The sequence below is a fragment of the Stenotrophomonas sp. SRS1 genome, assembly GCF_026130205.1.
GTDB classification, from domain to species: Bacteria; Pseudomonadota; Gammaproteobacteria; order Xanthomonadales; family Xanthomonadaceae; genus Stenotrophomonas; species Stenotrophomonas rhizophila_B.
In genome coordinates, this window is sequence record NZ_JAINFD010000003.1 from 343,941 (window position 1) to 367,209 (window position 23,269).

The window sequence follows — 23,269 nt, forward strand, 5'->3', positions numbered from 1 at the left end:
GGTTTAGCCCGAAGAGCAACTGAAGCATCGCTGCTACCGAGCAGTTGACCAAATTCCACTTCCAGTCGGAAGCGGACGCTACCACGCGCGCAACGGTCCCGTCCCGACGGCGCGCATGCTATCAGCCAGAGGCTGACACGCTTTCGGGGCACCGCCTCTGGCCCGCTTCGATTTTACTCATCGTACCAACCGATCTCGAACGGTACGTCCCCCATAGGCACCCAACAAATTCCGCCAGGCTGTCTGCGAGTGCGTACGAACTCCGCAAGAACAGAAGCTGCAATGCTTGGCGTAACCGTACAGGCCAAAGGAACACGAAACGGGTCGCCCCCCATCTCTGTCACCAAGAATTCATCGCAACTTCCTCCATCGTAGGGCACCAGTCGATCCTCCAAGAAAAGCTCCAAGAAGAATCGATCAACCTCTGGTTGCATGATAGTTAGGCCGGGGCGATCGGCGACAGAAAGCAGAGCTTGACCACTCCCTCCTTGCTGCCAATAAGAGGCTGGAGATAAGAGAACAATGTCTGTGATTTGTCGCTCTGTCGGCTCTACTAGTCGAAGCACGCCATCTGGAGACTCATAGGTCAGTTCCACTGGCTTCACTTCTCGCTCCCGCAAAGCAGGACACATACAAGTATGTTGGAACATATGAGTTGAAGGCTCGACGTCACGACTAATGCAGCCCGATCTTAGGGTGGCCGGGTCGGGCTAACAAGCGATAAACCGCACCTCGCGCGGTCGAAGACGTAAGCACGCCGGGCATGCGAATGTCTGCTTCCGGCCTTGTATTCAACCGATCGACGCAACGCCCGCCGGCCGGGCGACCGCTTCCGGCCAGGAGCAGTCGTCGCGAAAAGTAAGCCGGGCGTTACCTGCTGGTCGGCGAGAAGTTCTAAGCTTCGCGCGTCTTTCGCCACTGGATCCACGCGATCCCGGCGACGAAGAACACGCTGCACAGGTAACTGCCTTCCGGCCCTTGCGCGCCACCGGTCAGGGTGTCGAGGCCTTGCGGGCGCAGCGCCACCAGCAGCGCCGGCAAGTGCGCATCCATGCCGGTGACGGGCAGTTCGAAGCCGGTTGCGAGCAACCAGTTCCACCCCGCGTGCCAGCCCATCACGCCCCAGATATTGCCGGTCCGCAGCGTCCAGGCGCAGGCGAACAGCGAGAACAGGAACGTGCTGAGCATGACCAGGGGCGGCTGGTGCGGACTGAAATGCAGGAAGCAGAAAACGAGCGACACCAGCAGCACTGCCACCGTGACATTGGTCTTGCGCGCCACCACCGACAGCATCCAGCCGCGGAAGATGACTTCCTCCACGCTCGCCTGGAACATGAAACTCACTAGCAGCAGACCGATGTGCAGCAGACTGACGGGCGACCGCCAGGCCTGCCCCACGCCCGCCGCCTGCATGCCGCCAGCCATCCAGATCGCGACTACAACCAGCGCGATCATGCCGAATCCAACGGCCAGTCCGCGCAGGAAGGTTTTCAGCGGCGCCGGACCGGTCAGCCCGATACTCGCCAGCGAGCGCCCTTCGACGAAGCGTACCCAGGCGAGCACGGCCGCCAGCGTCGGCGCAAAGCCGATCCACAGCAGCGCATGCAAGCCAGCGAGGCCGATCGGATCGCCGCCCGGCGTCGACCAATGCTGCGACTGCATCCATCCGTCCAGCGCGATCACCGGTACCGCGTTGAACAGGATCATCAGGATCGGCGTCAGCCAGGCCCAGGGCAGCCAGCCGCGGGCCGGATCGGGCGAATACAGGACAACGGGGGTCATGAGGGGCTCCAGGTCGACGTGATCGCCGCTGCAAGTTGCCCTCCGCGCGGGGGCGTGGCTACCCGTTTGCGACCAAGCCACAGAAGCCGCCGATGAACCACCCGGATCGCCGACGAAATAGCGCTGAGTCGTCGCCCGTGGTGTCCGCTTTGGGTGGCGGTTCCGACAGCCACAAGGCCCTGATGTGGGACCGCTGGCGGCAGGGCGAGTCGTTGCACCAGATGGCGAGGCTGTTCGATCGGCATCACTCGTCCGTGCGAGGGGTTCTCTTCGAGACTGGCGGGATGCAGCAGTGGCCGCCCGAACAGATCGCTGGCTGGCTCAAGCGGACTTACCCGGACGATCCGAGCTGCCAGGTCTCACACAAGACGATCCATCGCAGGCTCTTCATCCAGTCGCGCGGGACTTCCAGACACCGATCGAGCGATATCAACAAGCTGTTGCATTGACCAGTTGAAACCGCCGTCGAAAGCGGACATTACCAGCGGTCGGCGCCACCGTCCTCCCCGAACGTCCACTTTCGGCCAGAAACGGACACTGCCAGCGATTGGCGCCTTTCTGTTGTCCGAAAAGTCCGCGATCGGCCGGAAAAGCAGACCAGCCTGACTCTTCAGCACGGACTGCATCGTTGGAAGCAGTTGCTAACATTGCAAGCTACTCCTCCCTGGAAGGACGTCGCCCGCATGCCTTTCCTCCCGGCGTTTCGCCGAGTCGCAGCGCTGACGCTCGTGGCGTTGCCGGTCTGTCCGTTTTCTACCTTATCAGCGGCGGAGCCTGCTTCCGAGACCAGCGCCTTCATCCACCCCATCAACAATGCCGAAGACGCCCCCTTGGTAGCACTGGGCAGCAACGGCCTGCTGCGCTATGCCCTGTACTCCGACCACGGTAGCGATCACGCGCGCAACATCGTCCCGGACTTCTCCCGCGCCGGCTACCAGGGCGGCGGTGTCAGTCTGCCCACCCGCTCCAGCATTCCTGTTATTGAAGTCCTTGAGCCAAAGGCGGAGGGTGACGACTTTCCCCGCATCCAGGCCGCCATCGACGCGGTCGCCGTGCGTGTCCAGGACAGCCGGGGCCTACGCGGCGTAGTCCTGCTGCGGCGCGGCGGTTATAGGTTGAGCAAGACGCTGACCATGCGGGCCAGCGGCGTGGTGTTGCGCGGTGAAGGTCGAGGTGCCGACGGCACGGTGATCCGCTCCCAAGTCAGCGATCGGCAGGGCAGGATTCTTGAAGTGGGCAGCAGCGAATCCGCGGTTCCCCGCGCCGCTCTGGACCCACGCCGGACCGCCATCACCATGGACTACGTGCCGGTGGGGGCGATGCGGATCACGGTGCAGTCCGCAGCCGGCTATCGCGTGGGCGATACGGTGTCGATCGCGAGGGAACCCAATGCCCGCTGGGTCGGCCCCGAGGGCATCGATACCGCACGATACCGATGGACGCCCAGCGACTACGCTGTGTACAGCGAACGCGTCGTCACTGCTGTAGACCACGACACGATAAGCCTGGATGCCCCGATCATGGATGCCATCGCGACGCGCTTCGGTGGCGGCAGCGCCTATCGCACGGATCCCATCCGTATCTCACAGGTCGGCATCGAAGACCTCCGCCTTGAGGGTAACCCCGAGACCGGTACGGTCAACGGCACCGCCGATTCCGGTCCCTTTACCGCACTCCGCTTGGGTGCAATCTACGACTCATGGGTTCGCGACGTGACCGTGCGTTATGTGTCGCATGGCTTCGTGACCCGCAACGGCGCGCAGTTCAATACCCTGCAGGACATTGCCTATCTCGACCCCAGGTATGGCGAAACCCAAGGCGCCCGCCGCTATGTGTTCCTTTACGAGGGCAACGCCGCCTTCAATCTGATCCAGCGCTGCTACAACCAGGGCGGCAGGCATACCTTCGTCATCGGCGCACGGGTACCCGGTCCCAATGTGTTTCTGGACTGCCTCGCCGTAGGTGACAGCAATGACAGTGGTCCACATCATCGCTGGTCCACCGGCACGCTGTATGACAACACCAAGGGATACATGCTGCGGGCACAGAACCGCCGGTACAGCGGAACGGGGCACGGGTGGGCGGGCGCGCAGCAGATGTTCTGGAACACCGAGCACGACATCTACGTCGTCCAGGCGCCGCCCTTCGCGATGAACTGGAGCGTGGGCCAGGTGGGAGCTACTGCACCGGGGAAATTCCCGCCTGAAGAGCCTGCGGGGATCGTGCAATCGATGGGCCAAGTGGTGACACCTCGCAGCCTGTATCTGCAGCAGTTGCGTGATCGTCTGGGCGAACAGTCGGTGATCAACGTCACCACTGAAGCGCAACGTGACGGACGTATCTGGGACAGCTTGTCAGCTGGTGCGGGGGAATAGCGCTCGCACCAAGGCAAGCTTCCTGAAGTGAGTGTCGGCTCCCGCCCAGAAGCCGACATTGCTCCGCCGCCTTGCGTATCCAGTCGCTGGCCTGCATCGCGTCTGGCGGCACGCCAACTCCGTGCAGATACAATCCGCCGAGCGCGGATTGGGCCGGCGCATAGCCCTGCTCAGCCGCTTTGCGATACCAGATCGCCGCCTGCACCTCGTCTTTGGCAACGCCAGCGCCCTGAAGGTACCTGTTACCCAGGTCATTCTCGGCTTCCGCGCTGCCAGCCTTCGCCGCTGCCTTCACTTCCTCAAACGAAGGCGGCTTGTCAGCGCCAGACGCTTGCGCACTGCAGGCGAAGGCAGCCAGGCCGACCCACATCACTACCCGAGCCAGGGTTCCAATCGTTCCTTCCATGAACATTCTCCATTCGTCACTCTATTGAGCGACGATTCGCCCAGGCGATTATTCAACGCCCCCATCCGATTGCGTTGCGGCGTGATTGTCCCACCTATGCGGAGGATATTAGGGACGCCCATTCCGTCCGCCAAGTCGCCCTGCTCAAGCCTGGAATGGCTAATCCAACCCAACAAAAAAGCCCCCGTTTCCGGAGGCTTTTTCGACTGAATCATGGTGGGCGGTACAAGGTTCGAACTTGTGACCCTTGCCGTGTGAAGGCAATGCTCTACCGCTGAGCTAACCGCCCGATGCTGCTGAGCCGCTCATTATAGGGCGGCAAATTTTGACGTCAACGGTTTCACCGAAATTTCTTCACATCGTGTGCGTGGGCTTGTCCGCGGTCAGGATGCCGGCCAGCAGCGTCTCGATCCGGTGGCGGACGGTCTCCCCTTCCGCGCCATCGGCCAGCTGTACGCCGATGCCTGCCGCGCGGTTGCCCTGGGCCCCGGCGGGGGTCACCCAGATCACCTTGCCGGCCACCGGCAGACGCTCGCTGGAGTCCGGCAGGGTGAGCAGCAGGAACACCTCATCGCCCAGGAAGTAGCGCTTGGGCGTGGGCACGAAGATGCCGCCGTTCTTCACGAACGGCATGTAGGCGCTGTACAGCGCGGCCTTGTCCTTGACGGCAAGGGACAGGATGCCCTGTCGGGCGTTGGTGGCGCTCATGCTCTATTCCCCTTGGCGTGCCGTTCGTTGACCTTTCCCCAGGCCAGCAGCAGCTCAACCACCGCAAGATCGGCGCGCACCGTGGTGCGCAGCAGGTCGCGGGTGCGGTTGGCCGCATCGAACCAGGCGGCCAGCTTGTGCAATCGATCGGGATCGGTCAAGCCACCGCCGGTGGCCTGGGCCAGGGCGAGATCGGCGGCGTGGCGCAGGCGCAGGGCCGCGTTGTCGTCGGCGGTCCAGCGCTGGGCCAGTTCCACCGCACCGGAGCGGCCGGCAACGAGGGCTTCCAGGTCGGTGGCGACCTGGCGGCGCAGGGCCAGGCCGTCTTCGCGCAGCCACTGGTCGGCCAGGCCGGGGTGGCCGCGGGCGGCATCCAATGCTTCGCGGGCGCTGGCTTCGCTGTGGCCCAGGGTCTGCAACCAGGCGAGCGCTTCCTCGCGCGGCGGCAGCTTGAACTCCAGGCGCTGGCAGCGGCTGCGGATGGTAGCCGGCAGGCGCGCGGGGTCGGCGCTGATCAGCCACAGGTAGCGGCCGGGCTGCGGCTCTTCCAGGGTCTTGAGCAGGGCGTTGCAGGCGGCGCGGTTGATGGCGTCGGCGGGATCGACGATCACCACTTGGGCCACGCCGTACTGTGGGGTCAGCGAGAGCTTCTGCGAGACCTCGCGGATCTGCTCGATCACGATCTCGGTGCGCAGCTTGTCGCCGGATTTGTTGGGGATGAACGAGATCCGCTGCAGGTCCGGGTGGGTGCCGGCGGCCAGCAGCTGGGCGCTGCGCTTGGCGGCCGCAGGCTCACCCTGCCCCAGCACGTGCTCGGCCAGCCGCAGCGCGACGCCGAGCTTGCCCAGGCCGGCCGGGCCGCAGAACAGCAGGCCATGGCCGAGGCGACCGGCGTCGAGCGCGGCCACGGTCTGGTCATAGGCGCGCTGCTGCCAGGGGGAAAAGGGTTCAGCCACGATCCGGCTCCTGTGCCAACCATGCCTCCACGGCCGCCACCACCGCGCCGGCGACGCCGGCCTGGTCCTGGCTGGCGTCGATCAGGCGGTAACGTGCGGGGTCTTCGCTGGCACGCTGGCGGAACACCGCGCGCACCCGCTGGAAGAAATCATCGTGCTCGCTTTCGATGCGGTCCGGCCACAGGTCGCGGCCGTTGGCGCGGGCACGGCCGACGGCCACGTCCACATCCAGCAGCAGGGTCAGGCCGGGCAGCAGGCCGACGGCGCGGCGCTCCAGATCGGCGATCCACGCCGGGTCCAGGCCGCGGCCGCCGCCCTGGTAGGCGTAGCTGGAATCGGTGAAGCGGTCGCACAGCACATAGGCGCCGCGTTGCAGCGCCGGGGCGATCACCTGGCGCACGTGCTGGGCGCGGGCGGCGAACACCAGCAGCAGCTCGGCCTCGGCCGAGAGCGGCTCGGCGGCGATCTCCGCATCCGGCTTGAGCACCAGCGCGCGGATGCGCTCGGCCAGGGCGGTGCCGCCGGGTTCGCGGGTCAGCACCACCTCATGCCCGCGCGCCTGCAAGGCCTCGCGGATCGCGTTGATGGCGGTGGTCTTGCCGGCGCCCTCGCCCCCTTCCAGGCTGACGAAATGCGGGTGCCGGTGCAGCGCGGGACTCATTGGGGTGCGGCCTCGTTGGTGCGTTTGCTGCGCAGTTGCTGCAGGTAGCGGGCAACGGCGGCGTTGTGGTCGGTGTAGTTGGCGGAGAAGATGTGCGCGCCACTGCCATCGCCCACGGCCACGAAGTACAGCGCGTCACCCTTGGCTGGCTGCGCTGCGGCATGCAGCGCATCGCGCCCGGGCATGGCGATCGGGGTCGGGGTCAGGCCGGCGCGCGTGTACGTGTTGTACGGCGTATCGGTGGTGAGGTCGCGCTTGCGGATGTTGCCGTCGTAGCTGCTGCCGATGCCGTAGATCACGGTCGGGTCGGTCTGCAGGCGCATGCCGATCTTTAGGCGGCGCATGAACACCCCGGCGATCTGCGGGCGCTCGCTGGGCAGTGCGGTTTCCTTCTCGATGATCGAGGCGAGGATCAGCAGCTCATACGGCGAGTTCAGCGGCAGATCCTCCACGCGGCTGTCCCACGCGGCGGTGAGTTCTTTTTCCATCGCGGCATGCGCGCGCTTGAGCACGTCGATGTCGCTGTCGCCACGCTGGTAGACGTAGGTCTCGGGCAGGAAGCGGCCTTCCGGGTGTTCGCCGGGGAAGCCGACCGCCTTCATCAGGGCGGCATCGTCCAGTTCGTCGGTGGTGTGCACCAGCGGATCGGCGCGCTTGAGCGCAGCACGCAGCTGACGGATGTTCCAGCCTTCCACGATGGTGACGCGGTGCTGCAGGACGCGGCCCTGGCGCATGCGGGTCAGCAGCTCGCGCGGGGTCAGCGCGGGATCGAGCGCGTATTCACCCACCTTGAGCTTGCCGGCGGCGTCGAGCTGGCGCGCCAGCAGCTGCCACTGGGTGTCGCTGCCTTCGTCCACGCCGGCCTGGCGCAGCTTGCCGAGCACGGTGCTGAAGCCATCACCGGAGGCAATCACCACGCTCTCCGCGCTGGGGGTGACCGGCGCATCGGCAAAGGCGCCCTGGCGATGCCAGAACCATGCCCCTGCGGCCGCCACCAGCAGGGCCAGCACCAGCAACACGGCCAGTACGGCCAGACATCCCCGTTTCGCACCCGCCATGCTCACCTCGAATCCATTTCTTCGCCGCGCAGCATACCGCGCGGGTGCTGCACACCGCCAAACGGCTCAGGCATCGCTGCCCAGCGCACGCAGCAGGCCACGGGCCTTGGCGCGGGTTTCGTCCAGTTCCTTGTCGGCCACCGAATCGACCACGATCCCGGCCCCGGTGCGGAAGCTGGCGGTGTCGCCGGCCACTTCGGCGGTGCGGATCAGGATGTTCAGGTCCAGATCGCCATCGCGGTTCAGCCAGCCGAACGCGCCGGTGTAGGCGCCACGCGCGGTCTGCTCCAGCTCGGCGATGATCTGCATGCAGCGCACTTTGGGGCAGCCGGTGATGGTGCCGCCGGGGAAGGTCGCGGCGATCACCTGGCCCGGGCTGACGTCCTCGCGCAGGCGACCACGCACGTTGCTGACGATGTGGTGCACGTGGGCGTAGCTCTCCACGGTCATCAGCTCATCCACCTCCACGCTGCCCGGCGCGCAGATGCGGCCGAGGTCGTTGCGCTCCAGATCGATCAGCATCACGTGCTCGGCGCGTTCCTTGGGATGGCCGACCAGTTCCTGGATGCGCGCGGCATCGTCATCGCCGGCGAAGCGCGGGCGGGTGCCGGCGATCGGGCGGGTCTGCACGTCATCGCCATGCACCGAAACCAGCCGCTCGGGCGAGGAGCTGACCACCGCCCTGCCCTGCGCCATGAACAGCCCGGCGAACGGTGCGGGGTTGGCCACGCGCAGCTGCGCGTACAGCGCCTGCGGCGAGAGCGCCTCGGCGAACTGCGCGTTCCAGCGGCGCGACAGGTTCACCTGGAACACGTCACCCGCGCGCAGGTAATCGATCACCTTGCCGACGCCGTCGGTGAAGCGCTGTGGCGCGTCCTCACCGAGCGCGACCGGTGGCTGCCACGTCGGCAACGGCGCCAGCGTGGCGGCCGCGGCGAGGTCACCCTGCAGGGTCTGCAGCAGCGCGGCCTGGCCGGGCTCGCACACGGCATGGAACTGACCGCGCACGCGGTCGTGCAGTACCGCCGCCGGGCAGCGCAGCGCCAGCGCGGCGGGCAGCCCATCGGCGCGCGCAGGCAAGGCCAGCACGCCCTCGATCTGGCCAGCCAGCTCGTAATCCAGCATCAGTGCCCAGCCACCACGGAACGGCAGCGTCGTCTCTTCGCGCGGCAGCCGCAGGGCGGCCCAGTGCGCATCCAGCACATCAAGGAAGCGGCCGTCATGCGCGACGCCATCCGCATCGCGCACCACGCCGTCGGCGTGCAGTGCGAGGGATTCCCCGTTGCCCATCAGCAGCAGATCCCAGCGGCCCTGCGCGGTGCCCGAGGCGGTGGACTCCATCAGCAGCGGGTAGCGCTGCGGGGCCAGGCGCTGCAGGGCCAGCAGATCGGTGGTGGCGGGCAGCGGAAGCGTCTGGAACATGGCAGGACACCGGAAGGGCGCGCAGCGTGCGCGGGGGCCAGATACACCAAGGCCGCCATGATGGCGGCCCGGGTGGGAGTACTCGGAACGGGCGGTCAGACGCGCTTGAACACCAGCGTGCCGTTGGTGCCGCCGAAGCCGAAGCCGTTGGACATCACCACATCGACCTTGGCCTCGCGTGCGGTGTTGGGCACGTAATCCAGGTCGCAGCCCTCGCCCGCTTCATGCAGGTTGATGGTCGGCGGAATGATGTTGTCGCGCAGCGCCAGCACCGAGAAGATCGCTTCCACGCCGCCGGCCGCGCCGAGCAGGTGGCCGGTCATCGACTTGGTGGAGCTGACCATCATCTTGTAGGCGTGGTCGCCGAAGGCGGTCTTCATGGCCATGGTTTCACCCAGGTCGCCCAGCGGCGTGGAAGTGCCGTGCGCGTTGAGGTAACCGACCTGGTCCGGGGTCACGCCGGCGTCCTTCAACGCCATGGTCATGCAGCGCGCCGCGCCTTCGCCGTTCTCGCTCGGGGCGGTCATGTGGTACGCGTCCGAGCTGGCGCCGAAACCGGCAAGCTCGGCATAGATGCGCGCGCCACGCGCCTTGGCGTGCTCGTACTCTTCGAGGATCAGGATGCCGGCACCGTCGCCGAGCACGAAGCCGTCGCGTTCCTTGTCCCACGGGCGCGAGGCTTCCGCCGGCGCATCGTTGCGGGTGCTCATCGCCTTCATCGCGCAGAAGCCGCCCAGGGCGGTCGGCGAGGAGCCGCGCTCGGCACCGCCGACCACCATCACGTCCGCATCGCCGTACTGGATCATGCGCATGGCGGTGCCGATCGAGTGGTTCGAGGTCGCGCAGGCGGACACCGCCGAGAACGACGGCCCCTTCAGGCCGGTGATGATGCTCAGCTGGCCCGGGAGCATGTTGATGATGGTCTTGGGCACGTAGAAGGGCGAGATCTTCTTGCCTTCGTGGAAATCGATGGTCTGCTCTTCGATGCCCAGCAGGCCGCCGATGCCCGCGCCCACGATGGCGCCGATGCGCTCGGCATTGCCGTCGGTGATTTCCAGGCCCGAATCGTTCAAGGCCATGAAGGCGGCACCGAGGCCGTAGTGAATGAACGGGTCCATCTTCTTGGCATCCTTGCCAGTGACCCGGAATGTGCCGAACTGTTCGTTGTCGGCGGTGATGTCGAAGTCCCTGACCTCACCTGCGATCTTGGTGGTGAAACGGTCCAGGTAGGACTGCGAAACGTTGGTCAGCGGACCGATGCCGGAACGGCCTTCGGTGATGCCCTTCCAACTGCTGGCCATATCATTGCCCAATGGCGAGACCATGCCCATGCCGGTAACGACGACGCGACGCTTCATTGCAGATTCTCCTGACCCGGGTGTTGCGGGTATCACGCGGTATAACGCTCAAAAGCACAGGGCCGCAAGCGCGGCCCCATGGGTTTGCCGCACGCGGTCGCAGCGATCGCCACGGCCGCGCACGAGCCGCCTGACATCAAGCCTTGACGTGGGCGTTGATGTAGTCGATCGCAGCCTGCACGGTGCTGATCTTTTCGGCTTCTTCGTCCGGGATTTCGCACTCGAACTCTTCTTCCAGCGCCATCACCAGTTCAACGGTGTCCAGCGAGTCAGCGCCCAGGTCATCGACGAACGATGCGCTGTTGGTGACTTCCTCTTCCTTGACGCCAAGCTGTTCGACGACGATTTTCTTGACGCGTTCTTCGATGGTGCTCATTGGATATCGCTCCAGATGGAGTAGTGGTTCAAAAATGACGCCATCCGGTGAGGGATGACCGTGGGATAGTGTAGTGGAAACCAGCGACACCTTGCATTGCAGCAAAACATCAAACGGATCAACCACTTGCGGCGCAATCCTTGCGCCACATGCTTACGGCATGTACATGCCGCCGTTCACATGGAGGGTTTCGCCGGTGATGTAGCTGGCCGAAGGACCGGCCAGGAACGCCACCGCGTTGGCGATATCGGACGGCTCGCCGAGCCGCTCCAGGGCGATCGACTTGACCAGGCCGGTGCGCTGCTCTTCCGGCAGGGCCTTGGTCATGTCGGTATCGATGAAGCCCGGCGCGACCACGTTGACGGTGATCCCGCGCGAGCCGATTTCCTTGGCCAGCGACTTGGAGAAGGCAATGATGCCGGCCTTGGCCGCGGCGTAGTTGGCCTGGCCGGCATTGCCGGTCACGCCGATCACCGAGGCGATGTTGATGATGCGGCCCTTGCGCGCCTTCATCATGCCGCGCAGGACGGCCTTGGAGGTGCGGAAGACGCTGGTCAGGTTGGTGTCCAGGATCGCCTGCCAGTCTTCTTCCTTCATCCGCAGCAACAGGTTGTCGCGGGTGATGCCGGCGTTGTTGACCAGGATGCTGATGGCGCCGAATTCCTTGGCGATACCGTCCAGCACGGCCTCCAGCGAAGCAGCGTCAGTGACGTTCAGCGCGCGGCCGTGGCCACCCACGGCAGCCAGACGCTCGCCAATGGCGGCGGCACCGGCGTCGGTGGTGGCGGTGCCGATGACGGTCGCGCCCTGCGCGGCCAGTGCATCGGCGATCGCGGCACCGATACCCCGGCTGGCGCCGGTGACCAGTGCGATTTCACCCTGAAGGGGCTTGCTCATCTCATTTCCTCAAACGGGACCGGTCCGGCCGGTCTGGCGCGACGCCATTCCAGCACGGGCGCGATCGGAAGACATCAGGCGGCCCAGATCTCGCGGGCCGTCTCGAAATCGGCGGGCGTGGACAGTGTGCGCGCGTCCAGCGATTTGTCGATGCGCTTGATCAATCCGCTCAGCACCTTGCCCGGGCCGCATTCGGCCACGCGGGTGACGCCACGGGCGGCCAGCGCCTGCACGCAGCCGGTCCACTGCACGGGCAAGTACAGCTGCTGCACCAGTGCCTGGCGGATGGCATCCACGCCGTCATGCACGCGGGCATCCACGTTCTGCACCACCGGCAGGGCCGGGGCGCGCCAGTCCAGGCCGGCCATGGTTTCGGCCAGGCGGTTGGCGGCTTCGCGCATCAGCGGGGTGTGCGAGGGCACGCTGACAGCCAGCTTGACGGCCTTGCGGACGCCCTTCTCGGCGAGCAGCGCCAGCGCACGATCCACGGCGGCCGCGTCACCACCGATGACGATCTGGCCGGGCGAGTTGTAATTGGCGGGCACGACGACCTGGCTGCCGGCGGCCTGCTCGCAGACCTCCACGACCAGCGCGTCTTCGGCGCCGAGCACGGCGGCCATGGCGCCCACGCCCGTCGGGGCGGCCTCCTGCATCAGCTGGCCGCGCAGGCGCACCAGGTGCGCGCCGTCACGCAGGGTCAGCGCGCCGGCGGCCACCAGGGCGGTGTATTCGCCGAGGCTGTGGCCGGCCAGGACGGCCGGCTGGGCGCCGCCAACGGCGTTCCAGGCACGCCACACGCCGATGCTGGCGGCCAGCAGGGCCGGCTGGGTGTATTCAGTGCGGTTGAGCATTTCCTCGGGACCGCCCTGCGACAGCGCCCACAGGTCGACACCGGCGCCGTCGGAGGCTTCGGTGAAGGCCTCGCGGATCTGCGGGTGCAGCTCGGCCAGTTCGGCCAGCATGCCCAGCGACTGCGAGCCCTGGCCCGGGAACACGAATGCGAGATTGGTATCGGTCACGCGATCATCCGCCTGCAAAAATCGAACGGCGAATGATAAAGGGGAACGTCGCCCTTCGTCTGTACTGCCGCGTATGTGGGGCCGTTCCTCAGGTGAACAGCTGGAGGATGTCCAGGTCGCCATCGGTGAAGAAATCGAAGCAGAGCGCGACGACCATCAACACGCCCAGCGTGGTGGCGCCGTGCACGATGAGGATGGAGTGCGCCAGTGCGCGGGCGGAGCGGCCCATCTTCAGGCTGGCGCGGGCCAGACCCTGGAGCCGGCCGGTGACGTCGTGGGCGTGGGCGAGGACCGGGGCCTCGGCGCCGTCCATGGCCTGGGCCATGAGGGCCTGGAGCTGCTGGGGACGGTCTTCGTAGTACTTGGCAACGCCGTAACCGAACATCAGCCAGTCGCGGGCCTGGGCCTGGGCGAGGTCCATGACTTCGAGGGGGTCTTCTTCGAAGTCGATGAAGCCGATGGCCTTGCCATCCCAGGTGAGGTTGCGCGGGAGCGGCTGGCCGAAATAGGCGCCCTTCTGGTGCGCCTGGGCGATCGCGTTCATGGCCGCGGACACCAGGCGATCGCGGCCGGCATCGTCGGCTTCGCGCAGGCAGGTATTGAACGAGGAGCCGTTGTCGCCCAGCACGAGGGCGGCATGACCGCTGCCGATCACGCTGGGGACGTTGACACCCTGGGCTTGCAGTTCGGACAGGCGGCGGGCTTCGGTTTCGCGGGCGGCGTCACCGCCACGGTGCGGCGGTGGGCGCAGAGCATCGAGCTGGAAGCGGCGGGCGATGAAGTTCAGCAGGCCCAGTGCGACCACCCGGCTTCCTTCCCCGTACTGCTTCAGCCAGGCGCGTTGGCCCTCGATGACGATGGGCTCAACCATGGCAGTTCTCCTGAAATGCATACGGCCCCGTAATGGGGCCGTAACGACAGCGTCACGTTGTCGTAACTGACACTATCAATAGCGCAGCAGAGCAGAACCCCACGTGAAGCCGCCGCCGAAGGCTTCCAGCAGCAGCAGCTGGCCGCGCTCCACACGGCCGGAGCGGACCGCGTGGTCCAGCGCCATCGGCACGGAGGCCGAGGAGGTGTTGCCGTGCTTGTCGACCGTCACCACCACCTGGTCCATGGACATCTCCAGGCGCTTGGCGGTGGCTTCGATGATGCGCAGGTTGGCCTGGTGCGGGATCAGCCAATCCAGGTCGTCCTTGGTCAGCGCGTTGGCTTCCAGGGTTTCATCGACGACCGAGTCCAGCGCCTTGACGGCGTACTTGAACACGTCGTTGCCCTTCATCAGGATCGCGCCGCGGGCGTTCTCGCCCTCGCCGAAGCCGGCCGACACGCCCACCGGGTTCCACAGCAGCTCTTTCTTGCTGCCATCGGAATGCAGGTGGGTGCTGAGGATGCCGGTCTCTTCGTCGGCCTTGAGCACGACGGCGCCCGCGCCATCGCCGAACAGCACGCAGGTGGTGCGCTCGGTCCAGTCGACGATACGGGTCAGCGTTTCCGCACCGATGACCAGCACATGGCGTGCATCACCGGAACGAATGAATTTGTCGGCCACGCTCAACGCGAACACGAAGCCCGAACAGGCGGCGTTGACGTCGAAGGCGGGGCAGCCGGTCGCACCGAGCTTGGCCTGGATCAGGCACGCGGTGGACGGGAAAATCAGGTCAGGCGTGGTGGTACCCACCACGATCATGTCGAGCTGCGAAGCGTCGATACCGGCCGCTTCAAGCGCACGCACCGCGGCGTGGTAGCCGAGGTCGCTGGTGGTCTCGTTCTCGGCCGCAATGTGCCGTTCGCGGATACCAGTGCGCGATTGAATCCACTCATCGCTGGTGTCGACCATTTTCTCCAGATCCTGGTTGGTCAACACTTTTTCGGGCAAATAACTACCGGTGCCCGCGATCCTCGAGTAGATCCGCTTGCTCATTGCATGTCCTGTAGCTCGATCACCAAACGTGATGACCGGGAAGAATGGGGTAAAGGCCGCCGCCCGACCGGGCAGCGGCCTTCACAAATCAATCTTCTTCGACGGCCGAGTTCGACTTGGTCGTGATCACCTTCTTGCCGCGGTAGAAACCGTCAGCGGTGATGTGGTGACGCAGATGCACTTCACCGGTGGTCGGATCGGTGGACAGCTGCTTGGCGCTCAGGGCGTCATGCGCACGGCGCATACCGCGGCGGGACGGGGTGACACGGGATTTCTGCACAGCCATGGGATTGCTCCAAACTCGGTTCGTTTTGCTTCGTCGTATCGTCGCGCAGGACGCCAGCGCCCAGCACAGTTTTCGCTTTCGCCGCAGCCGCCGACGACAATCCGGCTGCTATTGTTTTTTCAGTGCCGCCAACGCCGCGAACGGATTGGCCTTGCTGATTTCTTCTTCGGTCGGTGCCCAGTCCTTGTCCACGGCCTCACCATCGGGAGACAGCGGCACGACGGGCACGGCCAGGACGAGTTCGTCCTCGACCAGTTCCAGCGGTCGCAGCATGCCGTCTTCCGGCACCAGCCACGGTTCCCAGCCTTCCGGCAGCGAGGATTCTTCCTCTTCGCTGCGGATCAGACCGAGCCGCTGCACCATCGAAACCGGCAACAGGAAACGCTGCAGGCTGCGCTGACAGATCAGCGGCAGCGCGGTGTCGATGGACAGTTCAACATAGGATACCTGCAGGATGTCGTCGTGCGCGAATTCCAGTGCATAGGTGCACGTTCCTTCGGTATCGGCGACAAGGCCCTGGAGGCGGGTCAATTCCGCTAGATCCACCTGGCCGTCGAAGCACCTGCGTGCTGCGACCATCCGCCAAGCATCCAGCATTTCGGGCACGTTTGCGGACATAAGCCGCTGAATGTTAAGGATCGTCCGGGCCGCTGTCAAATACCTGCGCAGTCAGGTTGCCGATTCCCGTCCGAAGGGCCCAGACTGCCGGCCTTCCGTGCCCGGTATTGTCGCATGACCCCGCTGCTGCTTGCCTCTACTTCCCGCTACCGCCGTGAGCTGCTGGAGCGGCTCGGCCTGCCCCTGGAGACCGCTCGCCCCGAGGTGGATGAGACCCCTGCCCCCCACGAGGCCCCACGGGCCGTGGCCGTGCGGCTGGCGCGGGCCAAGGCCGAGGCCGTCGCCCGCCTGCACCCGGGCAAGTGGGTGATCGGCTCGGACCAGGTGGCGGAACTGAACGGGGCCCCGCTGGGCAAGCCCGGCACGGTCGAGGGCGCCCATGCCCAGCTGGCGGCGATGTCCGGGCAGGTGGTCGACTTCCATACGGCGGTGAGCCTGGTACGCGACGGCGAGGTCCTGGAGGCCTGTGATCTGACCCGGGTCCACTTCCGCACGCTGGGGTCGGCGGACATCGAACGCTACGTGGCCGCCGAGCGACCGCTGGACTGTGCGGGCGGCTTCAAGTGCGAAGGGCTGGGCATCACGCTGTTCGAGGCGATCGAGAACCGTGATCCGACCGCGCTGATCGGGCTGCCGCTGATCGCGCTGAGCCAGCTGCTGCGGCAGGCCGGCTACACCCTGCCCTGAGCCTCAGCGCGCGGGAACGACGAACGCCTGCTCCTGCCACTGCTCCACACTGCCGTCCTTGCCGTGCAGCGTCATCCCTAGCCAATGACGGCCCGGGGCAAGGTGGCGGGTGTCCAGCGCGGCATCGAAGGCCACATGGGGGTGCTGCGCATCCGTGGAGATCTTCCAGGCCGTGGTGATGTCGAAGGCGCGCCCATAGGCCGCGTCCCCCACCGGCTTGCCATCGATGAACAGCGCGACCCGTTCGATGCCCACGCCGTCCTTGAAGGCCCAACCATGCACCTCGAGGGTGTCGCCCACGGTTGCCCCGGACTGCGGCGCATCCAGCCAGGCCATCGCCGGCGTCACGCACGGCCCATCGGCACGTTCGGCAGGCAGCTTGAACAGCAGGAAGCGCTGGTAGCCATGATCGTTGCTGACCACGCGTGGCGGCGGCAGCGGCCCCACCTGCTCGCAGATCGCGTGATAGCGCGCCAGCAGATCGCGATAGCGCTGATCGCTGGGCGCGAGCACCAGCAGCATCGGCGCATCGCGCTTGCCGTCGTGCAGCAGATGCCACAGACCCAGCTGTGCACTGCGGCCATGTTTGTCGTTCAAGGGATGCGGCAGCACCTCGATCGAGGCGTCGCCCAACTGGAAGCCCAGCTCCGCGCCCACCTTGAAATTGCCGGCGAGCACGCGCGTACCGGGCGGCATCGTCGTGAGTTCGTCGCGCACGGCGCGGGCCAACGGCTGCCAGCCGGCAAAGTTGCGCGGGTAGTACTTGTAGCCGGCCAACTGCTCGCGCGCCATCGGCATGGAGGCCATCAGGTAGTAGCCGAAGGCCAGCGCCAGACCGGTGCCGGCCAACCACCAGCCGGTGCGGCGCAGCCAGCGCGGCCACCCGTTGAGGACCACCGGCACCGCGATCAGCAGTGCGAGATAGCCGGGCAGCGGCCAATGGAAACTGATGCGCTCCACATCGGTGAAAAAGCCCAGGGCGAAGATCGACAGGGTCGACACCGCACCGATCAGGCCAAAGTAGCGCCACTGCGCACGCGCACCGCCCCCGGAGCGGGTGCCGGCCAGGGCCACCTTCCACATCGCGATGCACAGGATCGGGGTGACCAGCATCGGCTGGATCACCAGGAACCACAGCCCGCTCCATTCGAACGCCCACGGATGGCGCTCGACCACCTGGAATTTCAGCCCCGCATCATGGTTGTCGGCATTCCACGACAACAGGGGCAACCACGCCACCACGCCCACGGCCAGGGCAACCCACACGCGCGGATCGCGCAGCATGCGCCGGCCCTGCGGCAGGACCAGCAGCGCGATGAAGCCGACCACGATCACGCCGATGAAGCGGTAATGGCTGAGCGCGCCGATCGACAGGCCGGCGGCCAGCTTCACCGCCGCCGCCGCATCGACACTGCGCAGCAGGCGCGCGCCGGCATCCAGGCACAGCACCGCGGCCAGCGCCATCGGCACATCCGGTACGGCCAGCATGCCCAGCGTGGCCGACAGCGGCATCAACAACGTCAGGCTGCCCGCCTGCCACCCCGCCACCGCGCCGAACCAGCGCGTGGCAATGCGTGAGACCAGCCAGGGCAGCCATGCACCGATCGCCAGGAACGGCAGGCGCAGCCCAAGCACGTGATTGCCGCTGATCTCCACGCCCAGGCGGGCCAGCCAGGCAGTCAGCCCGGGAAGATCGGAATAGGCCGCCGCCAGATGCTGGCCTTCCTGCCAGTAGAACGCTTCGTCCACGAACAAGGGCAGACGAGCGGCCACCACCAATTTGACGGCGGTGACCAGCGTCCACAACAACAGGAATATGGTGCGTGCGCGTTGTTCGCCCTGCATTGCTCTATAGAATCAGTGGAATCATCGAATCGAGACGGACATGGATCATTCGCCCCCCGTGCCAGCCATGCTAACCGATGTACTGCGACAGTCCCTTCGCGCCGCCCAGGATCAGGTCAACGGGTTGGTGCTGGGCAAGGCACAGGAGGTGCGGCTGGCCTTCGTGGCGCTGCTCTCCGGCGGCCACCTGCTGATCGAAGATCTGCCCGGCCTGGGCAAGACCACCCTCGCCCACGCCCTGGCCTCCAGCCTCGGGCTGGGCTTCCAGCGCGTGCAGTTCACCTCCGATCTGCTGCCGGCCGATGTGCTCGGCGTCTCGGTCTACGACGCGGGCAGTCGCCAGTTCCAGTTCCACCCCGGCCCTGTCTTCACCCACGTGCTGCTGGCCGATGAGATCAACCGCGCGCCGCCGCGCACCCAGAGCGCGCTGCTGGAAGCGATGGCCGAACAGCAGGTCACCCTCGATGGCGTGACCCATCCGTTGCCCGATCCCTTCTTCGTCATCGCCACCCAGAACTCGGTCGACCTGTCGGGCACGTTCCCGCTGCCGGACTCGCAGCTGGACCGCTTCCTGCTGCGGCTGGCGCTGGGCTACCCCAATCCGGAATCGGAGCGCGAACTGCTGCGCGGCACCGATCGTCGCCACCTGATCGCACAGGCCACCGCGCGATTGAGCGAGGTGGAGGTACGCACGCTGCGCGAGGCCGTCGGCCAGGTGCATGCCAGCGAAGCTCTGATCACCTACGTGCAGGCACTGCTGGCCCGCAGCCGCCAGCATGCCGGCGTGCGCGTGGGCCTCTCGCCACGCGCCGGCCTGGCCCTGCTGCGCGCGGCGAAGGCGCATGCCCTGCTGCTGGGCCGCGCGCATGTGGTGCCCGAAGACGTGCAGACCCTGTTCGTCGCGGTGGCCGGGCATCGCCTGGTGCCGGAAGCCGAAGCCTCCAACGGCCCGGCGCTGGCGCGCGCCATCCTCCAGACCGTGCAGGTCGACTGAGATGCGCCGCGGCTGGGGAGCCCGCTGGCAGCAACTGCAACACCTGGCGCGACCACGCCACCCCGAGCAGCTGCCGCGCCGCTTCGATCGGCGCCGCATCTATGTGCTGCCCACGCGCTTTGGCCTGTTCATCGCGGTGCTGCTGTCGGCAATGCTGCTGGGCGCACTGAACTACAACAACAACCCGGCCCTGCTGCTGGCCCTGCTGCTGGCGACGGTCAGCATCGCCAGCGCGATCAGTGCACATCTGCAGCTCTCCGCGCTGCAGGTGGACGCGATATCCGCCGAGCCGGTGACGGCCGGTGCACCCCTGCGCCTGCGCATCAGCCTTTCGCGCAACGACACCCGCGCACGTCGCGGGCTGCAGGTGGAACACGGTGGCGTGGCGGCCTTCGGCCATCTGGTGGACAGCGATCAGATCGAAGTGGATCTGGACCTGCCCACGCATCAGCGCGGCTGGTTCGACCTGGAGCGGATCCGCATCGCCACCACGCAGCCGCTGGGACTGGTGCGCGCATGGTCATGGGTGTGGCCGGAAACGCCGTTGCTGGTGTACGCCGCACCGGAACCCCACGCACCGGCACTGCCGGAAAGTGGCGGCGATCCGCTGCATACCCGCGTGCATGCCAGCGGCGACGAGCTGCATCAGCTGCGCCCGTATCGCGCCGGTGATCCCACCCGCAGCATCGCGTGGAAGCACTCGGCGCGGCGCGACACGCTGCTGGTGCGCGAGTATGAAAAACCGGTAGGCGTGGAGATCGTGCTGGACTGGCGCCACCTGTCACCGTTGCCGACCGAAGCCCGCATCGCGCGGCTGGCACACTGGGTGGATCTGGCCGAACGCGAGGGGCGCCGCTACACGCTGACCCTGCCCGGCCAACCCGTGCTCGGCCCCGGCAATGGCAGCGCCCACCACCATCTGTGCCAGCGCGCCCTGGCGCTGATGCCGCATGACTGACCAACCCGCCTCCGCGCTGGGCACCGGTGCCCGCTACTGGACCTTGGCCAGCGCCGCGCTGTGCCTGTTGCCATTGCTGCTGCAGCTGCCGACCCTGCTGGCCGCCGTGATCGCCGGCGTGGCGGTGCTGACCGCACTGGCCTCGCGCCAGCGCCTGTTGCCCGGTGTACTGCGCCTGCTGCTGGTGCTCGCGATGTTGGCCGCGATCTATTGGCAGATGGGGCCGCGGCCCGGCCGTGACACCGGCTGCGCGCTGCTCGCGGCAATGCTCGCCCTCAAGTCCAGCGAGCTGCGCAGCCTGCGCGATGCACGCAGCCTGGTCGGCTTTGCGCTGTTCGCCCCCTTCGCCGCCTTCCTGCTCGACCAGGGGCCCACGACGATGGCGCTGGCAGTGCTGGCCGGCCTGGTCGCACTGCTTGCCCTGCAACGGCTGGCGCATCTGGAGGGCCAGGCACCACCGGCACCACTCAAACGCCACCTGCGCGGTATCGGCCGCCTGGTGCTGCTCGGATTGCCGCTGGCCTTGGCCGGCTTCTGGCTGTTCCCGCGGTTGAGCGAACCGCTGTGGGGCATCCCCGACCGCGCGGTCGGCAACCCGGGGCTGTCTGACACCATGGAACCCGGCCAATGGCTGGACCTGATGGCCGATGACACCCCCGCGCTGCGCGTGCAGTTCTTCGGCGCGATTCCGGAACCGCAGCAGCGCTATTGGCGCGGGCCGGTGCTCAACCTGTTCGACGGCAAGCGCTGGGAACAGGACAAGCATCTGATCGAGCGCGCGCCTGCGGCGGTCACCCATGCTGCCACGCAGTGGGAGTACCAGATCGACTATGAGCCGACCGACCGCCGCCAACTGGTGGCACTGGATCTGCCGCTGCAGGCGCCCGCCGGCAGCGATCTGGATGCCAACCACAGCCTGCGCAGCCACGCGTCCCTGAGCGCGCTCACCCGCTGGCGGCTGACCTCCGCACCCGCCGTGGCCTACACCGAGGCATTGACGCCCTACGAGCGGCGCCTGGCGCTGCAGTTGCCGGACGGCTTGAACCCGCGAACCGCGGTGCTGGCCCGGCAGTGGCGGCAGGACGCCGGCAGCAACGATGCCGCGATCGTGCAGCGCGCGCTCGACTGGGTGCGCGCGCGTTTCGTCTACACCCTGGACACGCCCGAGCCCGGGCGTGATGGCGTGGATGAATTCCTGTTCGATCAGCAGGCCGGCTTCTGCCAGCACTTCAGCTCCTCGTTCGTAGTGCTGATGCGCAACGCCGGCATTCCGGCGCGGGTCGTGACCGGCTTTGCCGGTGGCATCCGCAACCCCTATGGCGATTACTGGGTGCTGCGCCGGATGGACGCCCACGCCTGGGCCGAGGTCTGGCTGCCCGGACGCGGCTGGGTAAGGGTCGACCCGACCGCTGCCGTCGCCCCCGAACGCATCTACGACACGATCGAAGACCGCCTGGCCAACGGCGCAGATGCCACGCTGGACAGCCGATGGCTGCAGATCGGGCAGATGGGCGACTGGCTGCGCCGGGGCTGGAACGACCTGATCCTGTCCTTCGATGCCAACCGCCAGCAGCAGCTTCTTAAACCGTTTGGTTTCGAGCGGCTGGATCCGAGCCAACTGGTCGGCATTTTCATCATCTTCGCGCTGACCGCGCTAGGGTGGATGGCATGGCTGCTGGCCCGGGGCGAACGCGAGCGCGACCCGCTGCTGCGGGCCTGGCACCGGCTGGGACGCCGGTATGCCCGCTATGGCTTGTCCCGTGCTGGCGCCGAACCCGCCAGCGCATGGGCCCGCCGGGTACATCAGCACCGTCCCGATCCGGCGTTGTTGTCGCTCAGCGAGCGTTTCGTCCAGGCGCGCTACGCTGGCGCTGACGTCGACCTCACTTCATTATTGCGCGACCTGCGCAGGCATCGCCCGACCTCCGGAGCATCCCCATGAAGATTCAAATCCTGCTTCCCCTTGCTGCCTCTCTGGCACTGGCTGCCTGCGCCACCGCGCCCAAGCCGCTGCAGGGGCAGTTCAGTATGGTCAGCCCGCGCGACGCGGTTCCCACCCAGCAGGTGGGCACCCCGGTGCGCTGGGGTGGTCGCATCATCGAGACCAATCCGGGCCAGGGCCAGACCTGCTTCCAGATGATTTCGCGCCCGCTCAACGGCAGTGGCCGCCCGAGCACCACCTCGGCCGACGCCAGTGACGGCCGCTTCATCGCCTGCCGCGCCGGCTTCTACGATCCGGCGGTGTTCGAGCCGGGCCGCGATGTGACCTTCATCGGCAAGATCGGCGGTTACGAGAACACCCGGATCGGCGAGTACGACTACCGCCTGCCGAAGCTGGACGCCGATGTCATCTACCTGTGGCCGGAACAGCGCCAGGTGGATGTGGTGCCCGCCTACCCGTACGGCCCGTGGGGCCCGGGCTGGGGTCCGGGTTGGGGCTACCGCGGCTGGGGCTGGTGGTAACACGCTGACGCAGAAACGCCGCCCTCGGGCGGCGTTTTTGTTTGCACCTGGCCGCCTCAGCCGTTCGGCGTGCCGAAGTGGCCCAGCGGCGCACCGGCCAGCAGATGCAGGTGGATATGGAACACGGTCTGCCCGGCATGCTCACGGCAGTTCATGACGATGCGGTAGCCGTCCTGTGCGAAGCCTTCGCGGCGCGCGTAATCCGCGGCGGCCATCGCCAGCTTGCCGATCAGGTGTGCCTGCTCCGGCTGCACATCATCGAGGGTGGGAATCGCCTCGTGCTTGGGAATGAACAGCACGTGCACCGGCGCCTGCGGGGCGATGTCCTTGAAGCCGAGCACCTCCTCGTCTTCGTAGACGATGGTGGCGGGAATTTCGCGGCGGATGATCTTGCCGAACAGGGTGTCGTGGCTCATGAGGGCACCTCGTGGAACAGGGCCTTGGAGAGTAGCGCGGATGCGCCCCCGGTTTCGATC

The 23,269-nt window shown here is 66.7% G+C and carries 22 protein-coding genes, 1 tRNA gene and 1 pseudogene; 7 read left to right on the plus strand and 17 right to left on the minus strand.

Translation table 11 applies throughout. From position 1 onward, the window contains the following. Positions 1–894: 894 nt before the first annotated feature. Complete coding sequence (locus tag K4043_RS12300) at positions 895–1,782, minus strand: type II CAAX endopeptidase family protein (RefSeq protein ID WP_265309506.1); 888 nt, start codon at positions 1,780–1,782, stop codon at positions 895–897. Between the two features lie 182 nt (positions 1,783–1,964). On the opposite strand from K4043_RS12300, the pseudogene K4043_RS12305 reads away from it, so the two are divergent. Both K4043_RS12305 and K4043_RS12310 read left to right on the plus strand, forming a co-directional pair. Then, positions 1,965–2,186: pseudogene (locus K4043_RS12305) on the plus strand (hypothetical protein); the annotation flags it as partial. Between the two features lie 279 nt (positions 2,187–2,465). Then, the gene (locus K4043_RS12310; protein WP_265309507.1) at positions 2,466–4,157 is read left to right on the plus strand and encodes a hypothetical protein; all 1,692 of its coding nucleotides are present in this window, start codon (positions 2,466–2,468) and stop codon (positions 4,155–4,157) included. A 620-nt stretch (positions 4,158–4,777) separates the two neighbouring features. Here K4043_RS12310 and K4043_RS12315 read toward each other — a convergent pair. From K4043_RS12315 to K4043_RS12380, 14 genes are all read right to left on the minus strand, one after another. Then, a tRNA-Val gene (locus K4043_RS12315) sits at positions 4,778–4,852 on the minus strand. A gap of 65 nt (positions 4,853–4,917) precedes the next feature. Further along, on the minus strand, positions 4,918–5,271 hold the full coding sequence (locus K4043_RS12320) for a PilZ domain-containing protein (RefSeq protein WP_088432861.1): 354 nt from the start codon (positions 5,269–5,271) through the stop codon (positions 4,918–4,920). Next, on the minus strand, positions 5,268–6,227 hold the full coding sequence (locus K4043_RS12325; RefSeq protein WP_176990982.1) for a DNA polymerase III subunit delta': 960 nt from the start codon (positions 6,225–6,227) through the stop codon (positions 5,268–5,270). Before K4043_RS12325 ends, K4043_RS12320 begins: the two co-directional genes overlap by 4 nt. Further along, positions 6,220–6,888, minus strand: coding sequence for a dTMP kinase (gene tmk / locus K4043_RS12330; protein WP_123728518.1), 669 nt, complete (start codon positions 6,886–6,888; stop codon positions 6,220–6,222). Before tmk ends, K4043_RS12325 begins: the two co-directional genes overlap by 8 nt. Continuing rightward, positions 6,885–7,946: an endolytic transglycosylase MltG gene (gene mltG, locus K4043_RS12335; protein ID WP_265309508.1), complete on the minus strand. Its 1,062-nt coding sequence runs from the start codon at positions 7,944–7,946 to the stop codon at positions 6,885–6,887. The genes tmk and mltG overlap by 4 nt, the downstream gene beginning before the upstream one ends. Before the next feature lie 66 nt (positions 7,947–8,012). Continuing rightward, on the minus strand, positions 8,013–9,368 hold the full coding sequence (locus tag K4043_RS12340) for an aminodeoxychorismate synthase component I (RefSeq protein WP_265309509.1): 1,356 nt from the start codon (positions 9,366–9,368) through the stop codon (positions 8,013–8,015). Positions 9,369–9,463: 95 nt separating this feature from the next. Beyond that, complete coding sequence (fabF, locus tag K4043_RS12345; RefSeq protein WP_123728516.1) at positions 9,464–10,726, minus strand: beta-ketoacyl-ACP synthase II; 1,263 nt, start codon at positions 10,724–10,726, stop codon at positions 9,464–9,466. 136 nt (positions 10,727–10,862) lie between these two features. After that, complete coding sequence (gene acpP / locus K4043_RS12350; protein ID WP_017357544.1) at positions 10,863–11,102, minus strand: acyl carrier protein; 240 nt, start codon at positions 11,100–11,102, stop codon at positions 10,863–10,865. A gap of 153 nt (positions 11,103–11,255) precedes the next feature. Continuing rightward, positions 11,256–11,999, minus strand: a complete 744-nt coding sequence (gene fabG, locus K4043_RS12355; RefSeq protein ID WP_123728515.1) for a 3-oxoacyl-ACP reductase FabG — start codon at positions 11,997–11,999, stop codon at positions 11,256–11,258. Between the two features lie 74 nt (positions 12,000–12,073). After that, complete coding sequence (gene fabD / locus K4043_RS12360; protein ID WP_265309510.1) at positions 12,074–13,018, minus strand: ACP S-malonyltransferase; 945 nt, start codon at positions 13,016–13,018, stop codon at positions 12,074–12,076. Positions 13,019–13,106: 88 nt separating this feature from the next. Further along, positions 13,107–13,889, minus strand: a complete 783-nt coding sequence (locus tag K4043_RS12365; protein ID WP_123728514.1) for a serine/threonine protein phosphatase — start codon at positions 13,887–13,889, stop codon at positions 13,107–13,109. 75 nt (positions 13,890–13,964) lie between these two features. Continuing rightward, positions 13,965–14,942, minus strand: coding sequence for a beta-ketoacyl-ACP synthase III (locus K4043_RS12370; protein WP_123728513.1), 978 nt, complete (start codon positions 14,940–14,942; stop codon positions 13,965–13,967). Between the two features lie 88 nt (positions 14,943–15,030). Continuing rightward, positions 15,031–15,228, minus strand: coding sequence for a 50S ribosomal protein L32 (gene rpmF, locus K4043_RS12375; RefSeq protein ID WP_017357626.1), 198 nt, complete (start codon positions 15,226–15,228; stop codon positions 15,031–15,033). 108 nt (positions 15,229–15,336) lie between these two features. After that, positions 15,337–15,846 carry a YceD family protein gene (locus K4043_RS12380; protein ID WP_121043054.1) on the minus strand — a complete coding sequence of 170 codons (510 nt, stop codon included), beginning with the start codon at positions 15,844–15,846 and terminating at the stop codon, positions 15,337–15,339. Between the two features lie 114 nt (positions 15,847–15,960). On the opposite strand from K4043_RS12380, the gene K4043_RS12385 reads away from it, so the two are divergent. Continuing rightward, entirely contained in the window at positions 15,961–16,533 is a 573-nt protein-coding gene (locus K4043_RS12385; RefSeq protein ID WP_265309511.1) for a Maf family nucleotide pyrophosphatase, read from the plus strand. Positions 16,534–16,536: 3 nt separating this feature from the next. Here K4043_RS12385 and K4043_RS12390 read toward each other — a convergent pair whose 3' ends face one another. Next, positions 16,537–18,378, minus strand: coding sequence for a glycosyltransferase family 39 protein (locus K4043_RS12390; RefSeq protein WP_265309512.1), 1,842 nt, complete (start codon positions 18,376–18,378; stop codon positions 16,537–16,539). A 40-nt stretch (positions 18,379–18,418) separates the two neighbouring features. Between K4043_RS12390 and K4043_RS12395 the strand changes: the two genes are divergently transcribed. From K4043_RS12395 to K4043_RS12410, 4 genes are read left to right on the plus strand one after another with little or no spacing between them, the layout of a single operon-like run. Next, on the plus strand, positions 18,419–19,372 hold the full coding sequence (locus tag K4043_RS12395) for a MoxR family ATPase (protein ID WP_265309513.1): 954 nt from the start codon (positions 18,419–18,421) through the stop codon (positions 19,370–19,372). Position 19,373: 1 nt separating this feature from the next. Continuing rightward, positions 19,374–20,330, plus strand: a complete 957-nt coding sequence (locus tag K4043_RS12400) for a DUF58 domain-containing protein (RefSeq protein ID WP_265309514.1) — start codon at positions 19,374–19,376, stop codon at positions 20,328–20,330. Further along, complete coding sequence (locus K4043_RS12405; protein ID WP_123728508.1) at positions 20,323–22,272, plus strand: DUF3488 and transglutaminase-like domain-containing protein; 1,950 nt, start codon at positions 20,323–20,325, stop codon at positions 22,270–22,272. Before K4043_RS12400 ends, K4043_RS12405 begins: the two co-directional genes overlap by 8 nt. Continuing rightward, entirely contained in the window at positions 22,269–22,793 is a 525-nt protein-coding gene (locus K4043_RS12410; RefSeq protein WP_019185338.1) for a Slp family lipoprotein, read from the plus strand. Before K4043_RS12405 ends, K4043_RS12410 begins: the two co-directional genes overlap by 4 nt. 56 nt (positions 22,794–22,849) lie before the next feature. Here K4043_RS12410 and K4043_RS12415 read toward each other — a convergent pair whose 3' ends face one another. After that, positions 22,850–23,209, minus strand: coding sequence for a histidine triad nucleotide-binding protein (locus K4043_RS12415; protein WP_265309515.1), 360 nt, complete (start codon positions 23,207–23,209; stop codon positions 22,850–22,852). Positions 23,210–23,269: the final 60 nt, after the last annotated feature.